Raw genomic sequence first — 22,266 nt, 5'->3', positions numbered from 1 at the left:
TTCTTTTTGCAACAGAGAAAACCTCAACGATTCTTGCTAGAATGGAAGCTACCTAATTAATGTTCTGACGTTTAATGATAAGCCAAACTATGCCCCTATCTATTGCTTCTAAATATATCTCTGTTAGACCTTTAAAAATATTGCACACGTCCGATTGGCACTTGGGGCGCAGGCTCTATGGCCGTATGCGTTATGATGAGTTTGCAGCGTTTTTGGGCTGGCTTGAAACCACCATTAGCGAGCAACACGTCGATGTACTGATTGTCGCCGGTGACATTTTTGACACCATGACACCGAGCAACCGAGCGCAGGCTCTGTATTATGAGTTTTTGGGTAAGGTCTCACGTTCCTGCTGTCAGCATGTGGTCATTGTCGCAGGCAATCATGACTCACCGACGTTTTTGGATGCGCCAAGCAATGTGCTTAAATTTTTGAATGTCCATGTGATTGGGACTGCTTGTGATGATTTAGAAGATGAGGTATTGGTCTTAGGTGATGATGATAACAATCCTCATTGCATTATCGCCGCTGTACCCTACCTGCGCGACCGTGATGTACGTAGCAGTAGCGCTGGCGAGTCTGCGGATAGCAAAGACGCCAATGTTATCAAAGGTATTCGCGCCCACTATGATGAAGTAGCAGCGATTGCTAGAGAACAGCAGGCCAAATTAATAAAAGCTCATCAACGGCATATCCCTATCATTGCCACAGGTCATCTATTCGCCGCTGGTGGCAAAACAACCGATGATGACGGCGTGCGCGATCTCTATGTTGGCTCACTTGGCAAAATCTCCGCTGATATGTTTGATGAGGGTTTTGACTATGTCGCCCTTGGGCATTTGCACGTACCACAGCGCGTTGGCGGTCGTGAGAGTATTCGCTACTCAGGCTCACCCATTGCAATGGGCTTTGGGGAGGCAAAACAGCAAAAACAAGTGCTACTTATACAATTTGGCAATTCTGAATCTTTTGATGATGATGGCTTAGGGCTAAACGTCATGCCTCAACTTGCCAGCACAGATGCTAATGTTAAAACTACCACGGTTGAAAGATCAGTAGAAAAAAATGCTAAAAAAGCACCCGTACAATCTGGTTTTATAGATGACTTATTTGGATTTGACGCGCCAGCTGATAATCATGAGATAACAACAGCAGCTCTTCAAGCGAACACTGACGATCAAAAACAGCATAAACCCAAGCCGAACGACTCTATTACTTCTAACAAAGTTTTGCATCATGATGACCACAATCAGATGCAAGTAGTTTCTCTACCCATTCCAAAGTTCCAACAGCTAGCGCAGATATCTGGTGACCTAACCACAATCTCACAAACGATAAAATCACTCACACCAACGGATTCTGTTTGGTTAGAGGTGGTCTATACGGGTGACGAGATTGTAAGTGACTTACGTGAGCAAGTACAAGCGATGGTAGATGGGCTGACATGTGAGGTATTAAAGATTAAGAACACCCGCACTTATAATAAAGTGCTTAACCAACAGCAAACCTCGGAGAATTTGCAAGACTTGAATGAGATGGAAGTGTTTGAGCGCTGCTTGACGATTAATGAGGTGGCTGAGTCACAAAAAGACTCGTTGCGTGATGCCTATGGTCAGATACTTTATCACTTACATCATGAGGACAAACAGGCAGAATAATATAAGTGTGAATCATTATCGCATTTCTATTTTCTAAATTTTTGCAGTTGCTGCTATCACTAATAATAAGATATATCCATGCGCCTAATCGAACTCAGACTCAAAAACCTCAATTCTCTCAAAGGTGAATGGCATATTGATTTTGCTGACACCGCTTTTACCAATGAAGGTATCTTTGCGATCACAGGACAGACTGGCGCTGGCAAGACCACCATATTGGATGCGATTTGTCTGGCGCTATATGGTGAAACACCAAGGATCAACAGTATCAGCAAAAGCAGCAATGAAGTAATGACGCGGCAAACAGCGGAATGCTTCGCTGAAGTCGTGATTGATTTAAATGGTGAGCAGTACCGCTGCCGTTGGGGACAGCGCCGTGCTTATAATAAGGCAGATGGCAATCTGCAAGACGCCACTCATGAAATTGCTAAGATAAACGCTGATGACTCGTCAAAAAAAGATGAGCTGTTAGAGAGCACGCTAAAACATACCAAAAATAAAATAATTGAACTGACTCGGATGGACTTTCAGCAGTTCACTCGCTCTATATTGCTGGCTCAGGGCAGTTTTTCAGCTTTTTTGAAGGCAAAAGCTGACGAGCGTGCCGATATTTTAGAAAAAATTACAGGCACTGATATTTATGCCACCATTTCAACACATGTTCATAATAAAAAACGCACTGAAGAAGAGATATTGAGTAAACTGCAATATGGTTTAGATGGCTTGGCACTCTTAGATACCGAAGAAGAAGGTCAATTAAGAGCCGATTTGCAGTCATATCAAAGCACCCAGAGTACGCAGCAGCGAGAAATTCAAGATTTGGTCGAAAAGATAAAGTGGCTAGATAGCGTCACAGAAACAAAAGAAAAACTGAATACTTATCAAAATTATCTAGCGCAGGCTCAGCAGGCTCAGCAAGACTTTATCCATGACGCTAGACGCTTAACCGCTGCCAATAAGGCGTTGGAGATTGATAGTCAATACGGAAAGCTTGCCTCTGACCGCAATAATCTAAAACGTTTACAAAATGAACAGCAAGGAATTAACGATACGCTGCCGCAAACACAGAATAACTTACACCAAGCGAACGTGCTGCTAGATACCGTAAAAACTCGCGTACAAGCCGCTGATGAAGCGCTGCGATCCACCTTACCTAATATTAGAGAAGCGCGTAGACTAGATATCGACATTACGCAGCAAACGCAGGGATTAAAAGAAGCGCAGCAAAGGGAGAATACGTTATCGGACCATAATCAGCGCTTACGCCTAGAGATTGATCACCATCAACAACAAGCAGTACAAAATAAATCCCAATTAGCAGATATAGCGCGCAATCTTAATGGTGCAAATGACTTAAATGACATCGACGGCGATATTGCTAATTTTAAGAGTTATTGCACCAGTTTAAAAGCACTGCTCCAAGACAATGCTGATTTAAATATCAACAAGGCCAACCAAAAACACAATACAGACCAGTATCAAAGCCATCTTAGAACCTTGTATCCACTACAAAAGGATCAAGCGGCTAAAGAAAAAGCTCTGCAAGCTCAGATCGAGGAATTACAACAAAAGCAAGCCGAATTAATTGAAAGACAGTCTCTACCTGAGATACACAGCGAACAAGAACAGATAGATGGCCTCGATCGTCAGCTTGAACAAATAGAGTCAAAAGCAGATAAGCTCAATGAGCTTCGCGCACAGATCAAAGATATAGACACTGAGCTACCAGTAATACAAGACGATTTGGTAGTGCTGGCTGATATCATTACTAATAAAGCATCCACTATCCAATCCACTAAAGACAAGCGGCAAGACAAACAAACACAGTTATATCTACTACAAAAAGTAGCCACTCTAGAAAGCCACATTGCTGATCTAAAAGACGGTCATCCCTGCCCGCTGTGCGGATCGCTTGAGCATCCTTATGGCGCAAACCATCCGCATTTGATATCAGATACCGAAGCAGATCAGATTCAGCAACAAATGATAGAGCTGGACACCACCATATCCGATTTGGAAAACAGCTTATCTGTACATCGTATCAGTCAAGCAACCAAACAGCAGCAGCTTGAGCGACAGCAAAATCAGAAAAACCTACTACAAGATCAAGCACAAAAACTGGCAGCTGATATCAAGCAGTCAGTGAGTTTAGTCCTGAAGGAAAACTACTCACCTTTTATCGCGGCAATGATACAACCATTGCAGCAACTTGAGACACATGTAGATATAATACCGGTGTTAAAGAGCACTCAACATCAATTGACCGAACGTAAAGCATCACTTAAAGGCACGCTGTCCAATTATCAGAGGCTTGGCGAGAAGCTCGCTACCATGCGCGAGGACATTAGCGCATTAGCACAACAGCAGCATAAGCTGGCAAGCGATATTAATGGGATTGAGACGAATATCAAAATAACATCCGTGAGTATAGATAATACAGATAAACACATTCACGATAATTTCTCTGAATTAACCACCCTTAAAAATGACATCATTCAGCTCTTAGAAAGATACGCCGCTGGCACGTTTCAGTCAAACGCAATCGCGCAGATACGCGCCTCGAAGCCAACTTTACATCCCTTGATGGAAAGTATTGATAGCCAAGTTATCCTAAACGAGGCGGATTATCATACGCATATCACGACATTGCGTCAGCAGCACGCAGCGCTTATAACCATAAAAAATGAGCTTAATAATTATAAAGAGCATCAGCAAAAGCTAGCGACAGAACTAGGCGGTCTAGAAATACAGATCGATACCAAACAAACCCAGTTGGATAAAGACCAACAGGAGCTTGATAGTCTGGTTCAACTCGTGATTGAAAAAATAAAGGCGCTTGAGCAGCTACAAACACACAGAGTCAATGTCTTCGCCAACAAAGATCCCGATGCAGAAGAGCAGCGTTTGCGCGAGGCATTAGAACAAGCGAAAACCGATCAGTCCGTTGCCCAAAGACAACTAGACAGTGCTGAATACACGCTCAAGCAGCTAAAAGACCAACGAGAGCAGATCACCCAGCAAATCAAAGCAGCAGCTGATACCGTGCAGGTTCTAGAAAACCAGTTCCAAAAGGCACTTGCCGCCTCCAGCTTTGATACGGAAGTAGAATTTTTGGCGGCGCGCTTGCCTATGGATGAGCGTAATGCACTCAAGCAGCAGCAAGAACATATTGATTATGCACTCAAGCAAGCGCAATCCTTATTGAAAGAAACCGAGAAAGCATTAGAAGATAAGCAAGCTAATCCGCTGACAACAGACGATAAAGAAACGCTTATCCAGCAGCAAGCGCAAGTCCAAGAGAAGTTTAATAGCTGCATTGAGTCAATTGGTGCAATCAGTCAGCAGTTACGAGACAATGAGGATAAGAAAAGCACCCAACAGGCACAGATTGATGCCATCAATGCCCAAAAGGATAAGTTACAAGTGTGGCAACAGCTACATAAATTGATTGGCTCGTCTGATGGCAAAAAGTATCGTACCTTTGCTCAAGGCCTCACTTTTGATCTGATGGTTAATCATGCCAATACTCAGCTGCAAAAAATGAGTGATCGCTACCTGCTGGCTCGTGATGACAATAGCCCCCTTGAGCTCAATGTCATTGACAATTATCAAGGCGGTGAGATTCGTAGTACCAAAAATCTCTCAGGCGGTGAAGGCTTTATTATTAGCCTTGCTCTAGCACTAGGACTATCACAAATGGCCAGCCAAAATATTCGCGTGGACTCGCTATTTTTGGATGAAGGTTTTGGTACCTTGGATGAAGAGTCTTTGGATATTGCGCTAGATACGCTGACCAATTTGCAGCAAGAAGGTAAGTTAATCGGAGTGATATCCCATGTACAGGCGCTAAAAGATCGTATCTTAACCCAAATTAAGGTCGAAAAGCTCTCGGGCGGCTTTAGCCGAATTAGTGGTCAAGGATGTCACAAAGTTGTCAGTGAAAAAGCCTCGTAATTTAAGCTAGTCAGTTTGCTACTTTCTACTTTACTTTCGATTAAACGATTTTGTTTAGACAATAAAAAACCACCGAACATTAAGAACGGTGGTTTTTTTGAACTTACAGATATTTATTTCTTAATGAGTAACTGATTATTTAGTGACTAAACCACTCAGCTCACTCATCAATACTGACAGCGTTGACAGACCAATTTGATCTTCTTCATTGTTGCTATGCAGCTCATCTAACTTATTCATCTCTGTCGTGACTGCTGCAAGCTGATCGACGTGTCTTGCTTTCCATTCACTAAATGCTTGCTTAGCATCTGGTTTAGACAGTACCGCATCCATTAGTAGGCGCAAGCTACGTGACAACTCGTTCACTAGCGCATGGCGTGCACGGCGATCCCAGTAGTCTTGCTGTGGTAAATTGGCAATATTGTCCATCATCCAATCTAACTGCAACACTTGATAGGCTTCAAAGTATAGGGTTGCAATCTCATCAACAGGACGCTCATATTGCTCAGCCAGCAATGCAGCATCAAGCGCATCGACATGATACGGTAGCATCGCAAATAAGGTAGCATCGTTGTCAGACAGATCTTTTTGCATCAAACGCTCGGTGTCTTCTTGCAGATACTGTGCAAACTGCTGCTCAATAAAGCCACTTTGCTTAGTCAGTTTTTCAACACTTTCACTAAAGCGGCTAATCATATCAGCAACTTGCAAGTTTTGACCGAAGGCGTTGATGAACCAGACCACACCGCGCTCAAGTGCATCACGTAGACGCAGCTCAAGATTCAGTAGTAGTGTTGCTTCAACTTGGTTATCCAATGCTTCTAATGCTTGCCAAGCGCGTGATACGTTGAATACATCACGGCTAATCGCATAACCACGCACGATAGTCGCTAGTGATTGATCGGTTTCCTCAAACAGACGGAATAGCGCTTCAATACCTAAGCGGTTGACCACACTGTTGGTCAAGTAAGTGCTGATGATTTCACGATGCAAGCGGTGCTCAGTCATCTCATCAAAAAAGCGTGACGCAAGCTCATCTGGGAAGTACTTACGTAGCTCGTTAATGAAGTACGGATCATCTGGTAAATCAGATGATAACAGATTGTCATAGACCCACATTTTGCCATAAGCCAAGACAACTGCGAGCTCAGGGTTGGTCAGACCAGTATCTGCTTTTTGACGCTTCGTAATCTCTTCGTCTGATGGTAGATACTCAATCGCACGATCCAGGCGCCCTTCACTCTCTAACATTTGGATGAAGCGTTGATGGTCGCTTAGATTGGCTGCGGCGCGAATATGACTCAGCTCAATGGCTTGTGGTTGCAAGTAGTTCTGACGTAGTACCAATTCTGCTACGGTGTCAGTCATACTCTCAAGCAATTCATTACGCTGCTTCAGCGTCATATCGCCTTGCTCGACCACTTTGCCAAGTAAGATTTTGATATTGACTTCATGATCCGAGCAGTTTACACCGCCTGAATTATCGATGGCATCTGTATATATGCGTCCGCCCGTTTGAGCGTATTCGATACGACCTTGCTGGGTTAGACCTAAGTTACCACCTTCACCAACGACGGCTGCGCGCAGCTCATTACCATCGATACGTAGCGAATCATTGGCACGATCGCCAACATCGGCATGCGTCTCATTTGCACTTTTGACATAAGTACCGATACCACCATTCCAGATGAGATCGACAGGCGCACGTAATAACGCACTGATCAAATCGTTCGGTGCAAGGCTGTCTGCACTGATATCAAAGAGCGATTTCATCTCAGGACTGATAGCGATAGTCTTGTCTTGGCGTGAGAATATCCCACCACCTTGACTGATTAAGGAGTCGTTATAATCTGCCCATGATGAGCGCGGTAGCTCAAACAAGCGTGCGCGTTCCGCGTATGAGGCCGCCGTGTCTGGATTAGGATCAATAAAAATATGCAGGTGGTTAAAGGCAGCAACGAGCTTAGTATGCGTTGAGAGCAGCATACCATTACCGAATACATCCCCACTCATGTCACCAATACCGACCACGGTAAAGTCATCACGGTTTTGGATATCCATACCGCGCATACGGAAGTGACGTTTGACCGACTCCCAACCACCGCGCGCTGTAATACCCATTGCTTTATGGTCATAACCTACTGAACCACCTGAAGCAAAGGCATCATCCAGCCAGAAGTTGTACTCTGCTGCGAGCGCATTGGCGATATCAGAGAAAGTCGCTGTGCCTTTGTCCGCTGCGACAACCAAGTACGGATCATCTTCATCATGACGTACTGTGTTGGCTGGCGGGACGATGTTGCCATCAACGATATTGTCAGTCACATCGAGCATACCGCGTAGGAATGTCTGATAGCAGGCAATGCCTTCTGCTTGGAACGCTTCACGGCCATCAGCCATGCTTTTGGTTTTGACAATAAAGCCGCCCTTAGAGCCAACAGGGACGATGACGGCATTTTTGACCATCTGTGCTTTGACGAGGCCAAGCACTTCGGTACGGAAATCTTCCATACGATCTGACCAGCGCAAACCACCACGGGCGACTTTGCCACCACGTAGATGCACCGCTTCAACGCGCGGTGAATAGACAAATATCTCGAACATGGGCTTTGGCTTGGGCAGATTTGGAATGTCTGCTGCCAAGAACTTAAACGACAAACGATCTTTGCGTTGACCGTCGCTATCTACTTGATAGAAGTTGGTACGAACCATGGCATTAATCAGATCCAAGTACCAGCGCAAGATACGATCTTCGTCTAGGCTATCGACATCTGCTAACGCAGCGGTGATTTTCTCTTGAATTTTCGTTGTTTTTTCTTGGCGCGTCTCATCACTATATTCAGGGTTCATGCGCGCATCAAACAAGCTGCCCAATGCCACACTGATATCACTGTTTTTAACGACAGTTTGTTGGATATAGGCGCTAGAGAATGGCGCACGAGCTTGTAGCATATAGCGAGACAGCGCACGTAATACGACGACATCGTAAGTGTCGAGCTTGGTCGTTAGTACCAACTCATTGAACGAATCGCTCTCAACACGGCCTGCCCAAATTTGCTTGAGGCTGTCTTCGAACTGACCACGCACGACTTGCATATTGACCGTATCGACATGCTCTAGCGTCAGCTCGTACTCTTGCATCCAGATAGGCTGCTCTGGCAAATCAAACTCATAAGTCTGTGCTGAGATGACCGATACACCAAAGTTTTCAAGTATTGGTAGCACTTTTGATAGGATAACAGGCTGCTCGCGACCGTATAGCTTTAGGTGAAGTTGGTTACGTGCATCGCCTGTCGACTGGTATAAATGCCAAATCATTGGGTTTTCTGCGGTCAGTCCCGCCAGACGCTTCGTATCTTCGACTGCGGTACGAGCATCAAAACGCTCTTGGTACGCAGCAGGAATATAGTCTAAAAAGCGACGAGTCAAAGCGTTGGCTTGTTGCTCACCCACATTATCGAGTAGCATTTTTTGATAATTATCATCCCATGACTGCATAAGTGCTGACAATTTGACTTCAAGTGTCGCGATATTAACGTCATTCACTTGACCTGGCACTGTGCGCACATGGACATGGACGCGGGCGTGCGCAGATTCATTGAATTCAGTGGTAAAACCTGAAGACAAACCGTTATAAGCATCTTTTAGAACGTTTTGTACTTTGATGCGTAGCTCAGTGTTGAACTTATCACGTGGAATATAAACTAAGCACGAGACAAAACGTTGGTAATGGTCGATACGGCTAAATAAGCGTAAGCTCTTTTTGTCTTGTAATTGGCTAATACCTGAGACAATTGGGTACAGCTCTTCGACGCTGGCTTGGAACAGATCATCACGTGGCAAGGTATTAATCACATGCATCAATTTATGATGAGCATGACCATCACGTGGCAATTCTGCCATGGCCATAATCTGGTTGGCCTTTTCGCGTAGTAGCGGTATTTGCTGTACGGTAAGCTGATACGCTTGCGATGTCAGCAAACCGATAAAGCGATACTCACCAATCAATTTACCATTATCATCGAACTTATGGATACCCAAAAAGTCCATATATACCGAGCGATGTATCGGAGATACACGGCTTGATTTAGACAGCATCAACACGCGCGGCTCAGTTAATAATTGTTTTAGCCCTTTAGGCAGTTGATTGAAGCTTTCTGATATCTTGTCTTCTTCTGAACCGCGCAATAGACCAAGACCGCTATTACCAATGGCAAATAAATCCAAATTAGTAGGTTCGGTGACTTCGTTTTCGTGACCGCCTTCTAAACGGTACTCGCGATAACCTAAGAAGATAAAGTGGTCATCTAATATCCAATCTAAAAATGCTTGGATTTCTTGTTGTGAGTAGAACACTTCTGGCAGTGGTTTGCTAGACAGTTCAGCTTTAATGTCATTTAACTGCGCACGCATTTGTTTCCAGTCGCCAACGACGGTATCAAGCGTGTCAATTTTAGACATAAGCATTTGTTGTAATGCTTCCAAGCTTTCATTATCTTGATAAGCAATTTCACAATGAATCAACGACATATGAGAAGTGGCACTTTCATGTGCGCCTTCAACATAAGTAATCTGGCCGTCCTCATCGCGTTTAACACTTACGATGATATTGTAAGTACGATGCACATCGATACCTTCAGCTTCAAGGCTCATCAAGATCGTATCGACTAAAAATGGTCTATCATATGCCACGATCTGAATGACCGTGTGCGAGCTATGAAAGTGCTGCTCTTCTGCTAAGGGATTCAATACTGCCAGTTGTGGTTTGCTGCAATCATAGGCTTTGAGCAATGTAAAGTGATGTAGCGCCATGCCCGCCAAATCAGCATTACTGATCGCCTCTGCAGTTTCTTCATGCAGCGGCTCATAGTAGCTATGGATAAAATGATCAAATAGCGATTTGTCTTTTTGGACATAACTGGTAGCAATATCGCTTATCTGGCTAATGCGCTCTTTTGCGATACTGAGGGAGTTTGGCATTGTCCTTCGTCCTTTTTATAGGTTTGGTTTATCTATTTATGTTTATCAATCTGTGTTAATTACCGTCATTGCATATAGGGCTTTATATAGTCAATCAATATTAAAAGTGGTATAAGGCAGACGAGTGCAAGTACTACGGTAGTAGGCTAAACGAGTCTAACGCTGTAACACTTTAATAGTGGTTCGACTATAACTTGTGATGCAATGGCAATATATCCAGTCACGCGACTTATTCTTTTATTATGACGTCTAAAGACTTTCTCCTTTTTTACTCTTATTTTTATGAATATGTAGCCATCAGGATTTAATGCCATCAATATAGTGAAGTTTAACGCACCTGCGGCGCGAGCTAAAGCGTACAACATCATTTCATGAATCAACGACATGTCGATAACCTTTGCTAATGAGACAATGATGTTCAATGCCATAGCATTAGCATTAGCATTAGCATTAGCATTAGCATTCGAGATTAGGTGCTGGCAAGTGGATACTCATAGTAATCAATACTGTTTTTTTGTTAGAATATGCCGATATATCTACGAGCGTACGAATAGCTCATTATTAACTTTAATGCTAAGGGCAAGAGGTATGATGAATATTTTGGTGATTGGTTCAGGTGGTCGTGAACACGCGCTGGCATGGCAGTGTGCAAAAGATGACAATGTCGAAAATGTCTATATCGCTCCTGGTAATGCTGGCACGGCCCTTGAACCTAAATGCCAAAACGTTGTCTTAACGTCTACTGATGCCAGTGAGCACAGCGCTGTTATCGAATTTTGCCAAAACAATGATATTGACATGGTCATCGTCGGACCAGAAGCACCTTTGGTCACTGGTATCGTTGATGCGTGCCGTGATGCTGGTATCAAAGCATGGGGTCCAACAGCCTACTGCGCTCAATTAGAAGGTTCGAAAACCTTTGCCAAAGAATTCATGGAACAAAACAATATTCCAACGGCTGCTTATCAAGGATTTACAGACGCTACTGCTGCCAAAGCTTATGTTGATGAGCAAGGCGCGCCTATTGTTATCAAAGCTGACGGGCTTGCTGCTGGTAAAGGCGTCATTGTTGCTGAGACTATTGAGCAAGCGCATGAAGCGATTGACGATATGCTAGCGGACAACAAATTCGGTGATGCTGGTAGTCGCGTGGTCATCGAGCAGTTCTTGCAAGGTGAAGAAGCCAGCTTTATTTGCATGATTGATGGTGACAATATCTTGCCAATGGCGACCAGCCAAGATCACAAACGTGCTTTTGAAGGGGATACGGGTCCCAACACTGGCGGTATGGGTGCTTATTCACCTGCGCCAGTCGTGACCAAAGACGTTCATGACAAAGTGATGTCACAAGTCATTCAGCCAGTCGTCGATGCGATGAAAGACGCAGGACACCCTTATACTGGATTTTTATATGCTGGTCTTATGATTGATAAAGCAGGCGATCCTTATGTCATTGAATTCAATTGCCGATTTGGTGATCCAGAAACGCAGCCTATTTTGATGCGCCTGCAGTCATCAATGGTAGACTTGGTTGCACAAGGGTTGGCAGGTCAACTGCCTAGCGAAGCCAAATGGGACAACCGCCCTGCTCTAGGTATCGTAGTTGCATCGAAAGGCTATCCTGAAACATCATCGAAAGGCGATGTGATTGCTGGCTTGCCAGAGCTGGACACTACGAACGATAATGCGGTTAAAGTCTTTCATGCTGGTACGGCATTCTCGAATGACAATGAGAACGAAGTTGTGACTAACGGTGGTCGTGTATTGTGCGTGACTGCTTTAGCAAATAATATTTCTGAAGCTCAGCAAGCAGCACTAGCAGTCACTGCTGCGATTAGCTTTGATGGTGCGCAATATCGCCGTGATATCGGGCATCATGCCATTGCTCGTGAAAATGCTTGATGAGTTAATCCTTGTCAGATAACGTGAGTTTTTCACTCCATATGTCTGATTAAGCAAATATGACTGATACGCTATACATTATTTGACCTAGCATCATGCATGCTAGGTCTTATTTTTTGATAGTCATTTTTAGGTCTATTTTTGATGAAATGCTCATAAAAAATGAGATGGCGGCTTAACGATAGACCAGACATGAGCACAACTCTCAACATTAAATCGGTAAAATATCACGCAATTATTTTGACTTACAAAGTAACTATCAACAGCCTGTGTGCGCTCATAAAACCCATGCACTTTATATGATACAATTTTATACCCGTGCATCACATCTCCCTTGTATTGTAGGTCTCGAACCCACAAATCAATACCAACTGGATGAATGATTATATTTATGGCAAATGATACGTCTAAACCTTCTAACAATAAGCAATCAATCGATAGTCTAAAAACCTCAGGGTTTGATCGCCGCATGTCGATTGCTAAAACCTCCTTAAATATTGGTCGTCGTTGGGCGGGTAATAGTGTGTCTGGCATGTTTTTGAATAAAGAAGCACGGACCGCACGTAACCAAGCATTTATGGAAGCTCAAGCGAGTTATCTGGCATCAGAGCTTGGTAAATTGAAAGGTTCAGTTGTCAAAATTGGTCAAATGCTAGCCATCTATGGTGAACATATATTGCCACCAGAGATTACGCGTGCCTTGCAAACGCTCAATGATGATACGGCGACGCTTACCTGGCCGACAATTGAGCAAACATTGCGCCAGCTATTGGGTGAAAAACTAAATGAGCTCGATGTTGACCCTGTTCCTATTGGAACGGCTTCTCTTGCTCAAGTCCATCGGGCGACAGTATTAGCAACTGGTGAACAAGTCGTGTTGAAGATTCAGTATCCGGGGGTGGCCGATGCCATCAACTCTGATCTCGCCCTATTTAAGCGACTACTAAAGGTAAGTAACATCGTCCCCCAAACGCGCGCGCTCGATGCTTGGTTTGAGGAAATACGGGACCTACTCCACCATGAAGTCGATTATGAAGCAGAAGCAGCAACAACAGAGCGTTTCTACGATCGTTTAAGCAATGATCCACGTTATATCGTGCCTAAAATTAATCGTAATTACTCAAAAAAACGTCTGCTATGTATGTCATATGAGCCAGGTATCACTGTCGTGTCTGAAGCACTACAGCTGTTGCCTCAGGAGCGCCGCAGTGCAATTGGTCAAGCTGCCATCGAAATTATGATGCAAGAGATTTTTGTCTGGGGTGAAATGCAGACGGACCCTAATTTTGGTAACTATTTAGTTCGAGTTAGTGAAAGTACAGACGATATTGATAAACTTGTTTTGCTAGATTTTGGTGCGATTCGTCAATTTGATAGTAATTTGCTTACGATTGCCCGTGGACTATTGAGGGCAGGATATCACCACAACCATCAGGCGATGACTCTAGCGATGACGGGTTATGATTTCTTCGATAGTATGAGTGATAAAGTACGCTCTGATATTGCCTCATTGTTCCTATTGGCTACCGAGCCATTTAGCGATCCTGAGAAAAACGATGACATCCCTACAGATTGTTTGGATGAGCAAAATCGCTATATTTGGGCCAATAGCAAATTGCATTCACGCTTATCCACTAAAGCTACTCGTGCGATGCAATCTTTTGAATTTAACCTTCCTCCAAAAGAATTCATGTTTATTAGCCGCAAATTTATTGGTGCATATACTTTTTTAACAGTGCTTGACGCACATACCAACCCTAGTACCTTGGTCAAACCTTATTTATAGTTTTTAGTAGTGCAAAATTTTGGCTGTCTTTTAGTGAAGGATTTTTTTATTTATATTTTCTGCTTAGGCTATTTTATATTTAATTTTCGCATTATATTGTAATATTGTAATGACACACTTTTAACTATATTTTTTATTACTTAATTTTTTATTACTTAGGCTATTTTTCGTCTATTATTAAGCTTGCCAATTATCAAACCGGGTTTTATACCATTTTGGCTTACGGATGCTTAACTCCCAGCATACCTCTTGCCGCGCTAGGTACTTCACTTCAAAATGCGTACGCTGGCTGTCGACAGGCACTCGGTAGCGAGTATTTGGTAGGCACCAAAGCTTAGCTGCTTGATGCTCTGCATTGTCCATATAGGATTGAATATTGGTGGCCAGTATTATCTCTCCCCCTACTTGCAAGCGAGATAGTAGAAACTCAAAAAAGGGCATATTTAGCCATTGCTGATTGGGATTATGCTGTTCAGGGTTGGGATAAAGAATAAATATTTTAGCCACACTATTGGGTTTTAGCGCATGCACCGTCCAAGCAATCGCATCTGCATGGATCGCATCTAGGTTTGGTAGATCTTGCAGTGTAGCCAGCCTTGAGAAAGCATCAAACTTATTGCGTGTGCGCTCAATGGCGATCAAATGCTTATCAGGATTTTGCAGGGCAAAGCTAAGTGCATGCTTGCCCTTCCCTGCTCCAATCTCCAAGATTAACGGCTTTTCGTCTTTATTATCACTGATGATTTTTGGAATCATAAAGTCGCGCGGTGCGGAGAGTCGTTGTGGTTGAAAGGCACGCGCTTGCTGATGTGTGAACTCGATATTGTCTGTCATCTACTATCCTTAAAGCATTTGTCTTTTGTCATTATTCTGCCCCATGCTATTATATAGCCAATCTAATTGAATAGTAATATACCGACAACTAGTACTCCTCAATTCATCACAATTTATATGATAATAAATAACTATCGTGCGCAAATGATACTAATAACATCAAGGATACTCCCACCTTTATTATGACTGACTCTAATACCAACACTGCACCCAAAACCTACCCTTGCCCACGTTGTGGCACTCAAACTGCTTGGCAAGACAACAAATATAAGCCATTTTGTAGTGGTCGCTGTAAGCTGATCGACTTAGGTGCTTGGGCAAATGAAGACTATACGTTACCTGCAGAAACCACACCTTTTTCTGACGAGCTATAACCTACCTCTTTACTCAATTTATTATACCAAGGATGTTTTACATGTCTGCTACTTACCTAATGCCCACTTATAATCGTCAACCCATCAGCTTTACCCGCGGTGCAGGCAGTTGGCTCTATACAAAAGACGATACGCCATACTTAGATGCCTTAACTGGTATCGCGGTATGTGGATTAGGACATTGCCATCCACAAGTGACCGATGCTATTCAGCAGCAGGCAGCGACCTTGGTTCATACCAGTAATTTGTTCGGTATTGACTGGCAAGAGCGCGCAGGAGAGATACTATGTATGTCAGCTCAAATGGATAGTGTTTTTTTTGCCAATAGTGGCGCTGAAGCCAATGAAGCCGCATTAAAACTTGCACGCCTGTATGCGTCGCAACAAGGCTTTGCACGCCCAAAAGTCATCGTGATGGAGCAGTCATTCCACGGCCGTACATTGCTATCACTATCGGCCACTGCTAACCCAAAAGCCCGCGAAGGGTTTTATACGCTAGATGACGACTTTATCCGTGTGCCATTTGGTGACATTGCCGCGGTAAAGCAAGCGGCGTTAGACCATGAGGACATCTGCGCCATTTTTGTAGAGCCGATCCAAGGTGAAGGTGGTCTTAATACTGCGGCCAATGGCTTTACCTATTTAGAAGAGCTACAAGCAGAGTGTGATGCTCATAACTGGTTATTCATGCTTGATGAGGTGCAAACCGGTAATGGTCGTACTGGCAAGTATTTTGCCTATCAGCATAGCAATGCGCGCCCTGATGTATTAACCACTGCCAAAGGCTTGGGCAATGGATTTCCAGTCGGCGCTTGTATGGTACGTGGGCGTGCCAATGGATTATTTGGCGCAGGGAGCCATGGCTCTACTTACGGTGGTACGCCATTAGCCAGTCGCGTGGTACATAGCGTGTACGATGTACTTGCAAATAGCGACATCATGGAGAATGCGGTGACGGAAGGATTGTTTATCCGAGAAAGTCTCGCCAATGCACTAGGACAACACGGCGTAAGTAGCCGCGGTGCTGGTATGATGATTGGTATTGCGCTACCTGAAGACATGGATTGTAGCCAATTGGTAGATCGTGCCCGTGACGAGCAAAAACTTATCATCAATGTGACAGGTGGCCATGTGGTACGTTTGCTACCACCGCTCAATATGAGCCGTGATGAAAGCACACAAGTCGCTGAACGATTGATCAACTTATTAAAGCCAACATTCTAAAGCTTGCTTGAATATGTAGCATGTAATAAAAAAGCCTATGGACAATTCTATCCATAGGCTTTTTGCTGACCGATTATTGAAACAACCAATATTTAGTCTGCATAACACTTAGTTTGCATGAAAATATTTCTTCAGTACTTCTAGGCAACGAGTGATTTTAGCTGGTTGTTGGTCGCGGTTTAAGGTAACGGCATATAGTACAAAGCTCGGCAACTGATAACCAGTCAATACCTCTACCAACTCTCCACTCTCAAGCTCTTTTTTGATGTCCATTTCCATCATTCTCACCAAGCCATGACCTTCTTTAGCTAAGGTTGTCGCCATAAAGACATTGTTGGTGTAGATACGTGAGTTCATTTTTACACGCGTTTTTTTGTTGGTCTCTGTCTGAATCATATCAATCTGATTGGCATCTTTCATGATTTCAATACAAATTAATTGATGATCAGCCAAATCTTTTGGTGTATTAATCTTAGGATGCTGACGCAGATATTGGGGTGAAGCCACGAGTAACTGGCGCACATCGGTGAGCGGATAGCTACTTAGACTCGAGTCATTAATCGATGGACTCATGCGAATCGCGATGTCGATACGTTCATCAATCATATCGATATAATGATTGTCTGCGAGATAAGTGACACTCAGATCATCATGCGCAGCCATCCATGTAGAAAGCGCTGGCAATATATGATTTACGCCAAGCTCAGGCGTCGTCGACACCCGTAGACTACCTGCTAGCTCATCACGCAATTGATTAACTTTGATTCGACCTTGCTCAGCCGCGCTGACCACATCTTTTGCCGACTCATAAAAGCTCTCACCAGCTTCCGTTAAGCTGAGCTTACGAGTCGAGCGATGCAATAGCACAACGCCAAGCTCATTCTCTAGTGAACGAATTTGCTGACTGACTGCACTAGTAGTAATACCAAGCTCGCGAGCAGAACCACTAAAAGAGCCGTGTCCGACCACACTGGCGAACACAGCCATACCGCGTAAATTATCCAACATATTCTCACCTAAACTTCATTTCAGTTTTTAATATAACTTAACCATTATAACGAATATTAATTTATATTATCGTTATTAAATATTTTTCATTTTTTAAGAATGCAAATTGCTTATTCAAAAAAAACAAAAAAATATCAAGGCGATAGCACAATATCACCTTGATATTTTATATAAAACCATTGCTAAAACATATCTATATTTTTAAATGATGTTAATAACAGCTTTTTTTGAAACTTAATATAGCTGTACCTTACCCATTTTTCCTTCACCGCGCTCAGTCAAATATTGCATGACGGGTGTATGTCGCAACTTCATCTCAGCAACCGTTTTGGCTTGCTCCAAACGTTTTTTCTGGCGACGCTCTGGTGTTTTGTCATCGCTTTGCATAATACTACTATCAATTTTTAAATCAATCTCTGCACTTGTGAACTGTTGCTGCAGCTTAGCAGCTAATTGCTGGAAAGTCGCTTGTAAATGTCTACTATCGACACTAGTCAAAAAAGTGGCTGTGCCATTACATTGACCTATCATCGTACCTTGACGAGCAAGTGCCAGCTCGTCCTGTGCCAACACTTCTGCCTCACGAGCTGTCTGTAACCAGTAATCCCATTTTTCTGAATTCCACTCCCCTGTCAACTCTTGAGGGGCGCAGCGTAATAAAGTACGAGGATCTTCATCTGATGGTACTGCTAACTGAGAATCATTTGCGTCAGGCTCAACAATTGGCTCAGGCTCAACAATTGGCTCAGGCTCAACAATTGGCTCAGGCTCAACAATTGGCTCAGGCTCAACAATTGGCTCAGGCTCAACAATTGGCTCAGGCTCAACAATTGGCTCAGGCTCAACAATTGGCTCAGGCTCAACAATTGGCTCAGGCTCAACAATTGGCTCAGGCTCAACAATTGGCTCAGGCTCAACAATTGGCTCAGGCTCAACAATTGGCTCAGGCTCAACAATTGGCTCAGGCTCAACAATTGGCTCAGGCTCAACAATTGGCTCAGAGCTAGTAGCTGAGTGTGCTACGCTATCATTTTGTCCAATAGAGTCATCTATGCTGAAGCTGTCATCATAAATGGGGCTTTGTAACTCATTATGACTTTGCACTTGATAGTCAATATCGTAAGGCTGTAATGGCGCTGACGCTTCATGCGTAATAGCACTTGAAGGCGGCATCGAAGTAGTCGGCTCTATAGTTGTCGCTTCTGTAGAAGGAACCTCACCATCATAAGTGTTACTCAATACTTCATCGACTGGTAATGGACGAAACGCCAGTAATCGCAAAATGCACATCTCAAGCGCTTGCATCGGCGTACTTGCAAGTTTGACACCTTCACGTGCTTGCACAACAATCTCATAGTATAGTTGTAGCACATCAGGGCTAATATGCTGGGCAAGTGTATAGATGTTTTTGGCTTGCGCCTCATTGACATTGAGAGCGACCTCAGGCAACAGCTGGGTCAATGCCAATTGATGGAGTAGCTCAGCAAGTCCATCAAACATACTCGTTGCATCAACCATTTGCGCACGCATTTGCTCAATATGAGTCGCGACGGCAGACTTGTCGTGATTATAAATATCTGTAATCAAGCGTACCAAGTCGGCAGAGTCAATAAGACCAAGCATTGCATTGACAGTGGCATCATCAAGTGACCCTTGACCAAATGCAATGGCCTGGTCTGTCAGTGACAATGCATCACGCACAGAGCCTTTAGCCGCACTTGCCAGTTGCCAAATGGCAGGCTGAGTATACCCAACCTGCTCTTTGGTTAAAATATTTGCTAAATGATCGCTAAGTAATGTTTGTGGTAATGGACGCAATACGAACTGCAAGCAGCGCGAAATAATCGTAATCGGTAATTTTTGTGGATCAGTGGTTGCTAGCAAAAACTTTACATGCTCAGGTGGCTCTTCTAACGTTTTGAGAAGCGCATTAAAGCTGTGGGTCGACAGCATATGCACTTCATCAATAAGATAGACCTTGTAACGGCCTTGGCTTGGCGCATAAGGCACATTGTCAAGCAGCTCGCGCGTGTCCTCGACCTTGGTACGAGAGGCGGCATCAATCTCGATAAGATCAATAAAGCGTCCTTGATCAATCGCCACACAATTATCACAAACCCCGCACGGCGTGCTAGTAATACCCGTATCACAGTTCAAGCATTTAGATAAAATACGCGCAATCGTCGTCTTACCCACACCGCGGGTACCAGTAAACAGATACGCATGATGCAAGCGATTATAATCAATCGCATTAATCAGCGCTTGCGAGACATGCGTCTGCCCAATCAACTCATGAAAGTTTTTGGGTCGGTATTTGCGAGCTAAAACTTGATATTGCTGCGACATAGCTATCCATTGTGCCAAGTAATTAATGTTCTTATTTTTAATACGATTTTTCGGTATTCATTATAGCAAAAAGCCAGCGCATTCGTCTGGCTTCTTGCTGATTTGATTATGACTCAGCCGCGCTTAATAAGCGACTTTGTTTAACGACTCATTAATCATTTTTGCGGCGCATGTGTGGGAATAAAATCACATCACGGATACTGGCAGAGTCAGTAAATAGCATTACAAGGCGATCAATACCAATACCTTCACCAGCGGTTGGCGGCAGACCGTAAGACAATGCTTCGATATATTCTTCATCAAAGTGCATGGCTTCATCATCGCCTGCATCTTTTTCGGCAACCTGACCACGGAAGCGCTCAGCTTGATCCGCTGGATCATTGAGCTCGCTAAAACCATTCGCCAACTCGCGACCACCAATAAACAACTCAAAACGATCGGTAATCTCAGGATTGTCATCATTACGACGTGCCAATGGTGACGTTTCAGCTGGATATTCAGTAATAAACGTTGGTTGACGTAATTGGTGCTCAGCCGTTTCTTCGAAGATGATGGTCTTAAGCTTGCCCACACCGAACACCTCTTTGACCTGCTGTTTAAGGGTCACTGAGGCGTATTGTGCCAGATAGTCACGATCGTCGATACGTGACATATCAAAGTCTTTGGCATATTTTGCAATGGCGTCAGACATGGATAGACGAGCAAATGGCGCTTTTAGGCTGATGGCTTCTTCTTGATAGGTAATCTCTGTCGTACCCAAGACATCTATCGCTAGCTGATTAAACATGCGCTCAGTCAAGTCCATCAAATCATGATAATCAGCATAGGCTTGATAAAACTCAATCATGGTAAATTCAGGGTTGTGTCGGGTTGAGACCCCTTCGTTACGGAAGCTACGGTTAATCTCAAATACTCGCTCAAACCCACCAACGACCAAACGCTTGAGATAAAGCTCAGGCGCGATACGCAAGTATAATGGCATATCCAAAGCATTATGATGTGTCTCAAATGGACGAGCCACCGCGCCACCTGGAATGGGATGCATCATTGGCGTTTCAACTTCCATAAAACGCTCATTCAGCATAAACTGACGAATGCCGCTGATGATTTGGCTACGAACCATAAAGGTATCGCGAGTCGTTTCATTGGTCATCAAATCAAGATGACGGTTGCGATAGCGCGCTTCTACATCTGCTAGGCCATGGAACTTATTTGGCATCGGACGTAGGGTCTTAGTCAACAGCGTAATCTCTTCAATATGCACATATAAATCGCCTTTACCTGAGCGACCAATATAGCCTGACACACCAACAATATCACCCAAATCCAAAGATTTGATGCTTGCACGCGTCTCCTCATCAAGCTCTTTACGTGCCACATATAATTGGATGCGACCTGTCATGTCTTGGATAACGATGAATGAGCCACGGTTTAACATGACACGGCCCGCCACATTGACCTGTGTTTTGTCACCATTCGCCGCTTTTTCTTCAATTTCTTGTTTTGACACACCATCAAAAGCCGTTTGCAAATCTTTTGCATAATGGGTGCGTTTAAAGGTATTTGGGTACGGCTGTTTGCCTGATGCACTGATATCGTCTAGCTTGGCTTGCAGCTGTACAATCAGCTCATTGGTATCTTGTACGGGAGTTTGGTCTTGATTTTGATTATTGGCTTTTGACATAACACTCTCAAATGTTGATAAGTTAGTTTTTATATTTGGAAAACTATATGATTAATCTATGCACAAAAATCCTTTAGCAACGCCGCCCTCAATAGTTTGACGGCAACCAAAAGGGTTATCAGTGGCGGCACAAGTTCCTGTTACGTTTGCCGTGCCAGCTTCAATAGTAGTATCCGAATTGGTACATTTGCCTTGGCACTCAGAACTGTCGCTACAAGATTTTCCTGCATCTGAAAACGGTTGTACACAGCGATAGGCTTGTAGTCGACCTTCTTTGGTGTACTCACCGCCTTTTGCAAGGCATTCTTTTGCCAACATCTCTACGCTTTTGGATGCAGAATTGGCATTATTTTGTTCTTCTGTCATTGCTGATGTCTGACAGGCAGATATAAATAATAAGGAAAACAAACCCATAAAAAATAAAGCTAAGCGATTATTCATAATTTTTCTTACCTTTAAGATATGGATTTACTGACTATTTCATCTAAAAATTATTTCAATTTATTGACGTTTAGAA

The 22,266-nt window shown here is 43.6% G+C and carries 12 protein-coding genes and 1 pseudogene; 7 read left to right on the top strand and 6 right to left on the bottom strand.

The window, feature by feature from the left end; all coding sequences use genetic code 11:
- Window positions 1-89: 89 nt before the first annotated feature.
- The gene (locus PSBA01_RS11770) at window positions 90-1,658 is read left to right on the top strand and encodes an exonuclease SbcCD subunit D C-terminal domain-containing protein (protein ID WP_186474463.1); all 1,569 of its coding nucleotides are present in this window, start codon (window positions 90-92) and stop codon (window positions 1,656-1,658) included.
- 78 nt (window positions 1,659-1,736) lie between these two features.
- Window positions 1,737-5,612 (top strand): AAA family ATPase, encoded by a 3,876-nt coding sequence (locus PSBA01_RS11765; RefSeq protein ID WP_186474461.1) that lies wholly within the window; start codon window positions 1,737-1,739, stop codon window positions 5,610-5,612.
- 135 nt (window positions 5,613-5,747) lie between these two features.
- Here PSBA01_RS11765 and PSBA01_RS11760 read toward each other — a convergent pair whose 3' ends face one another.
- The gene (locus PSBA01_RS11760) at window positions 5,748-10,592 is read right to left on the bottom strand and encodes an NAD-glutamate dehydrogenase (RefSeq protein ID WP_186474459.1); all 4,845 of its coding nucleotides are present in this window, start codon (window positions 10,590-10,592) and stop codon (window positions 5,748-5,750) included.
- A gap of 591 nt (window positions 10,593-11,183) precedes the next feature.
- Between PSBA01_RS11760 and purD the strand changes: the two genes are divergently transcribed.
- Both purD and PSBA01_RS11750 read left to right on the top strand, forming a co-directional pair.
- Entirely contained in the window at window positions 11,184-12,494 is a 1,311-nt protein-coding gene (purD, locus tag PSBA01_RS11755) for a phosphoribosylamine--glycine ligase (protein WP_093071009.1), read from the top strand.
- Window positions 12,495-12,885: 391 nt separating this feature from the next.
- Window positions 12,886-14,280, top strand: coding sequence for an ABC1 kinase family protein (locus PSBA01_RS11750; protein WP_058025850.1), 1,395 nt, complete (start codon window positions 12,886-12,888; stop codon window positions 14,278-14,280).
- 177 nt (window positions 14,281-14,457) lie between these two features.
- On the opposite strand, the gene PSBA01_RS11745 is transcribed toward PSBA01_RS11750, so the two are convergent.
- Complete coding sequence (locus PSBA01_RS11745; RefSeq protein WP_071001592.1) at window positions 14,458-15,114, bottom strand: SAM-dependent methyltransferase; 657 nt, start codon at window positions 15,112-15,114, stop codon at window positions 14,458-14,460.
- A gap of 182 nt (window positions 15,115-15,296) precedes the next feature.
- On the opposite strand from PSBA01_RS11745, the gene PSBA01_RS11740 reads away from it, so the two are divergent.
- Window positions 15,297-15,488 carry a DNA gyrase inhibitor YacG gene (locus PSBA01_RS11740; protein ID WP_058025847.1) on the top strand — a complete coding sequence of 64 codons (192 nt, stop codon included), beginning with the start codon at window positions 15,297-15,299 and terminating at the stop codon, window positions 15,486-15,488.
- A 41-nt stretch (window positions 15,489-15,529) separates the two neighbouring features.
- On the top strand, window positions 15,530-16,711 hold the full coding sequence (locus PSBA01_RS11735) for an aspartate aminotransferase family protein (protein WP_071001593.1): 1,182 nt from the start codon (window positions 15,530-15,532) through the stop codon (window positions 16,709-16,711).
- A 108-nt stretch (window positions 16,712-16,819) separates the two neighbouring features.
- On the opposite strand, the gene PSBA01_RS11730 is transcribed toward PSBA01_RS11735, so the two are convergent.
- Window positions 16,820-17,719 carry a LysR family transcriptional regulator gene (locus tag PSBA01_RS11730; RefSeq protein WP_071001594.1) on the bottom strand — a complete coding sequence of 300 codons (900 nt, stop codon included), beginning with the start codon at window positions 17,717-17,719 and terminating at the stop codon, window positions 16,820-16,822.
- Window positions 17,720-18,440: 721 nt separating this feature from the next.
- On the opposite strand from PSBA01_RS11730, the gene PSBA01_RS13490 reads away from it, so the two are divergent.
- The gene (locus PSBA01_RS13490) at window positions 18,441-18,791 is read left to right on the top strand and encodes a hypothetical protein (RefSeq protein WP_416383521.1); all 351 of its coding nucleotides are present in this window, start codon (window positions 18,441-18,443) and stop codon (window positions 18,789-18,791) included.
- A 230-nt stretch (window positions 18,792-19,021) separates the two neighbouring features.
- Here the strand turns inward: PSBA01_RS13490 and dnaX are convergent.
- From dnaX to PSBA01_RS11715, 3 genes and pseudogenes are all read right to left on the bottom strand, one after another.
- A pseudogene (gene dnaX, locus PSBA01_RS13485) lies at window positions 19,022-20,065 on the bottom strand (DNA polymerase III subunit gamma/tau); the annotation flags it as partial.
- A gap of 151 nt (window positions 20,066-20,216) precedes the next feature.
- On the bottom strand, window positions 20,217-21,749 hold the full coding sequence (lysS, locus tag PSBA01_RS11720; RefSeq protein ID WP_186474455.1) for a lysine--tRNA ligase: 1,533 nt from the start codon (window positions 21,747-21,749) through the stop codon (window positions 20,217-20,219).
- A gap of 51 nt (window positions 21,750-21,800) precedes the next feature.
- Window positions 21,801-22,190 (bottom strand): hypothetical protein, encoded by a 390-nt coding sequence (locus tag PSBA01_RS11715; RefSeq protein ID WP_186474453.1) that lies wholly within the window; start codon window positions 22,188-22,190, stop codon window positions 21,801-21,803.
- Between the last annotated feature and the right edge of the window lie 76 nt (window positions 22,191-22,266).

The sequence above is a fragment of the Psychrobacter sp. KCTC 72983 genome, assembly GCF_014280455.1.
Lineage (GTDB): Bacteria > Pseudomonadota > Gammaproteobacteria > Pseudomonadales > Moraxellaceae > Psychrobacter > Psychrobacter pacificensis.
This window is presented reverse-complemented; position numbering and strand designations above follow the sequence as displayed.

Coding starts and splice junctions, on each gene's coding strand:
- PSBA01_RS11770 (WP_186474463.1), top strand. CDS start 90: ATGCCCCTATCTATTGCTTCTAAATATATCTCTGTTAGACCTTTAAAA.
- PSBA01_RS11765 (WP_186474461.1), top strand. CDS start 1,737: ATGCGCCTAATCGAACTCAGACTCAAAAACCTCAATTCTCTCAAAGGT.
- PSBA01_RS11760 (WP_186474459.1), bottom strand. CDS start 10,592: ATGCCAAACTCCCTCAGTATCGCAAAAGAGCGCATTAGCCAGATAAGC.
- purD (WP_093071009.1), top strand. CDS start 11,184: ATGAATATTTTGGTGATTGGTTCAGGTGGTCGTGAACACGCGCTGGCA.
- PSBA01_RS11750 (WP_058025850.1), top strand. CDS start 12,886: ATGGCAAATGATACGTCTAAACCTTCTAACAATAAGCAATCAATCGAT.
- PSBA01_RS11745 (WP_071001592.1), bottom strand. CDS start 15,114: ATGACAGACAATATCGAGTTCACACATCAGCAAGCGCGTGCCTTTCAA.
- PSBA01_RS11740 (WP_058025847.1), top strand. CDS start 15,297: ATGACTGACTCTAATACCAACACTGCACCCAAAACCTACCCTTGCCCA.
- PSBA01_RS11735 (WP_071001593.1), top strand. CDS start 15,530: ATGTCTGCTACTTACCTAATGCCCACTTATAATCGTCAACCCATCAGC.
- PSBA01_RS11730 (WP_071001594.1), bottom strand. CDS start 17,719: ATGTTGGATAATTTACGCGGTATGGCTGTGTTCGCCAGTGTGGTCGGA.
- lysS (WP_186474455.1), bottom strand. CDS start 21,749: ATGTCAAAAGCCAATAATCAAAATCAAGACCAAACTCCCGTACAAGAT.
- PSBA01_RS11715 (WP_186474453.1), bottom strand. CDS start 22,190: ATGAATAATCGCTTAGCTTTATTTTTTATGGGTTTGTTTTCCTTATTA.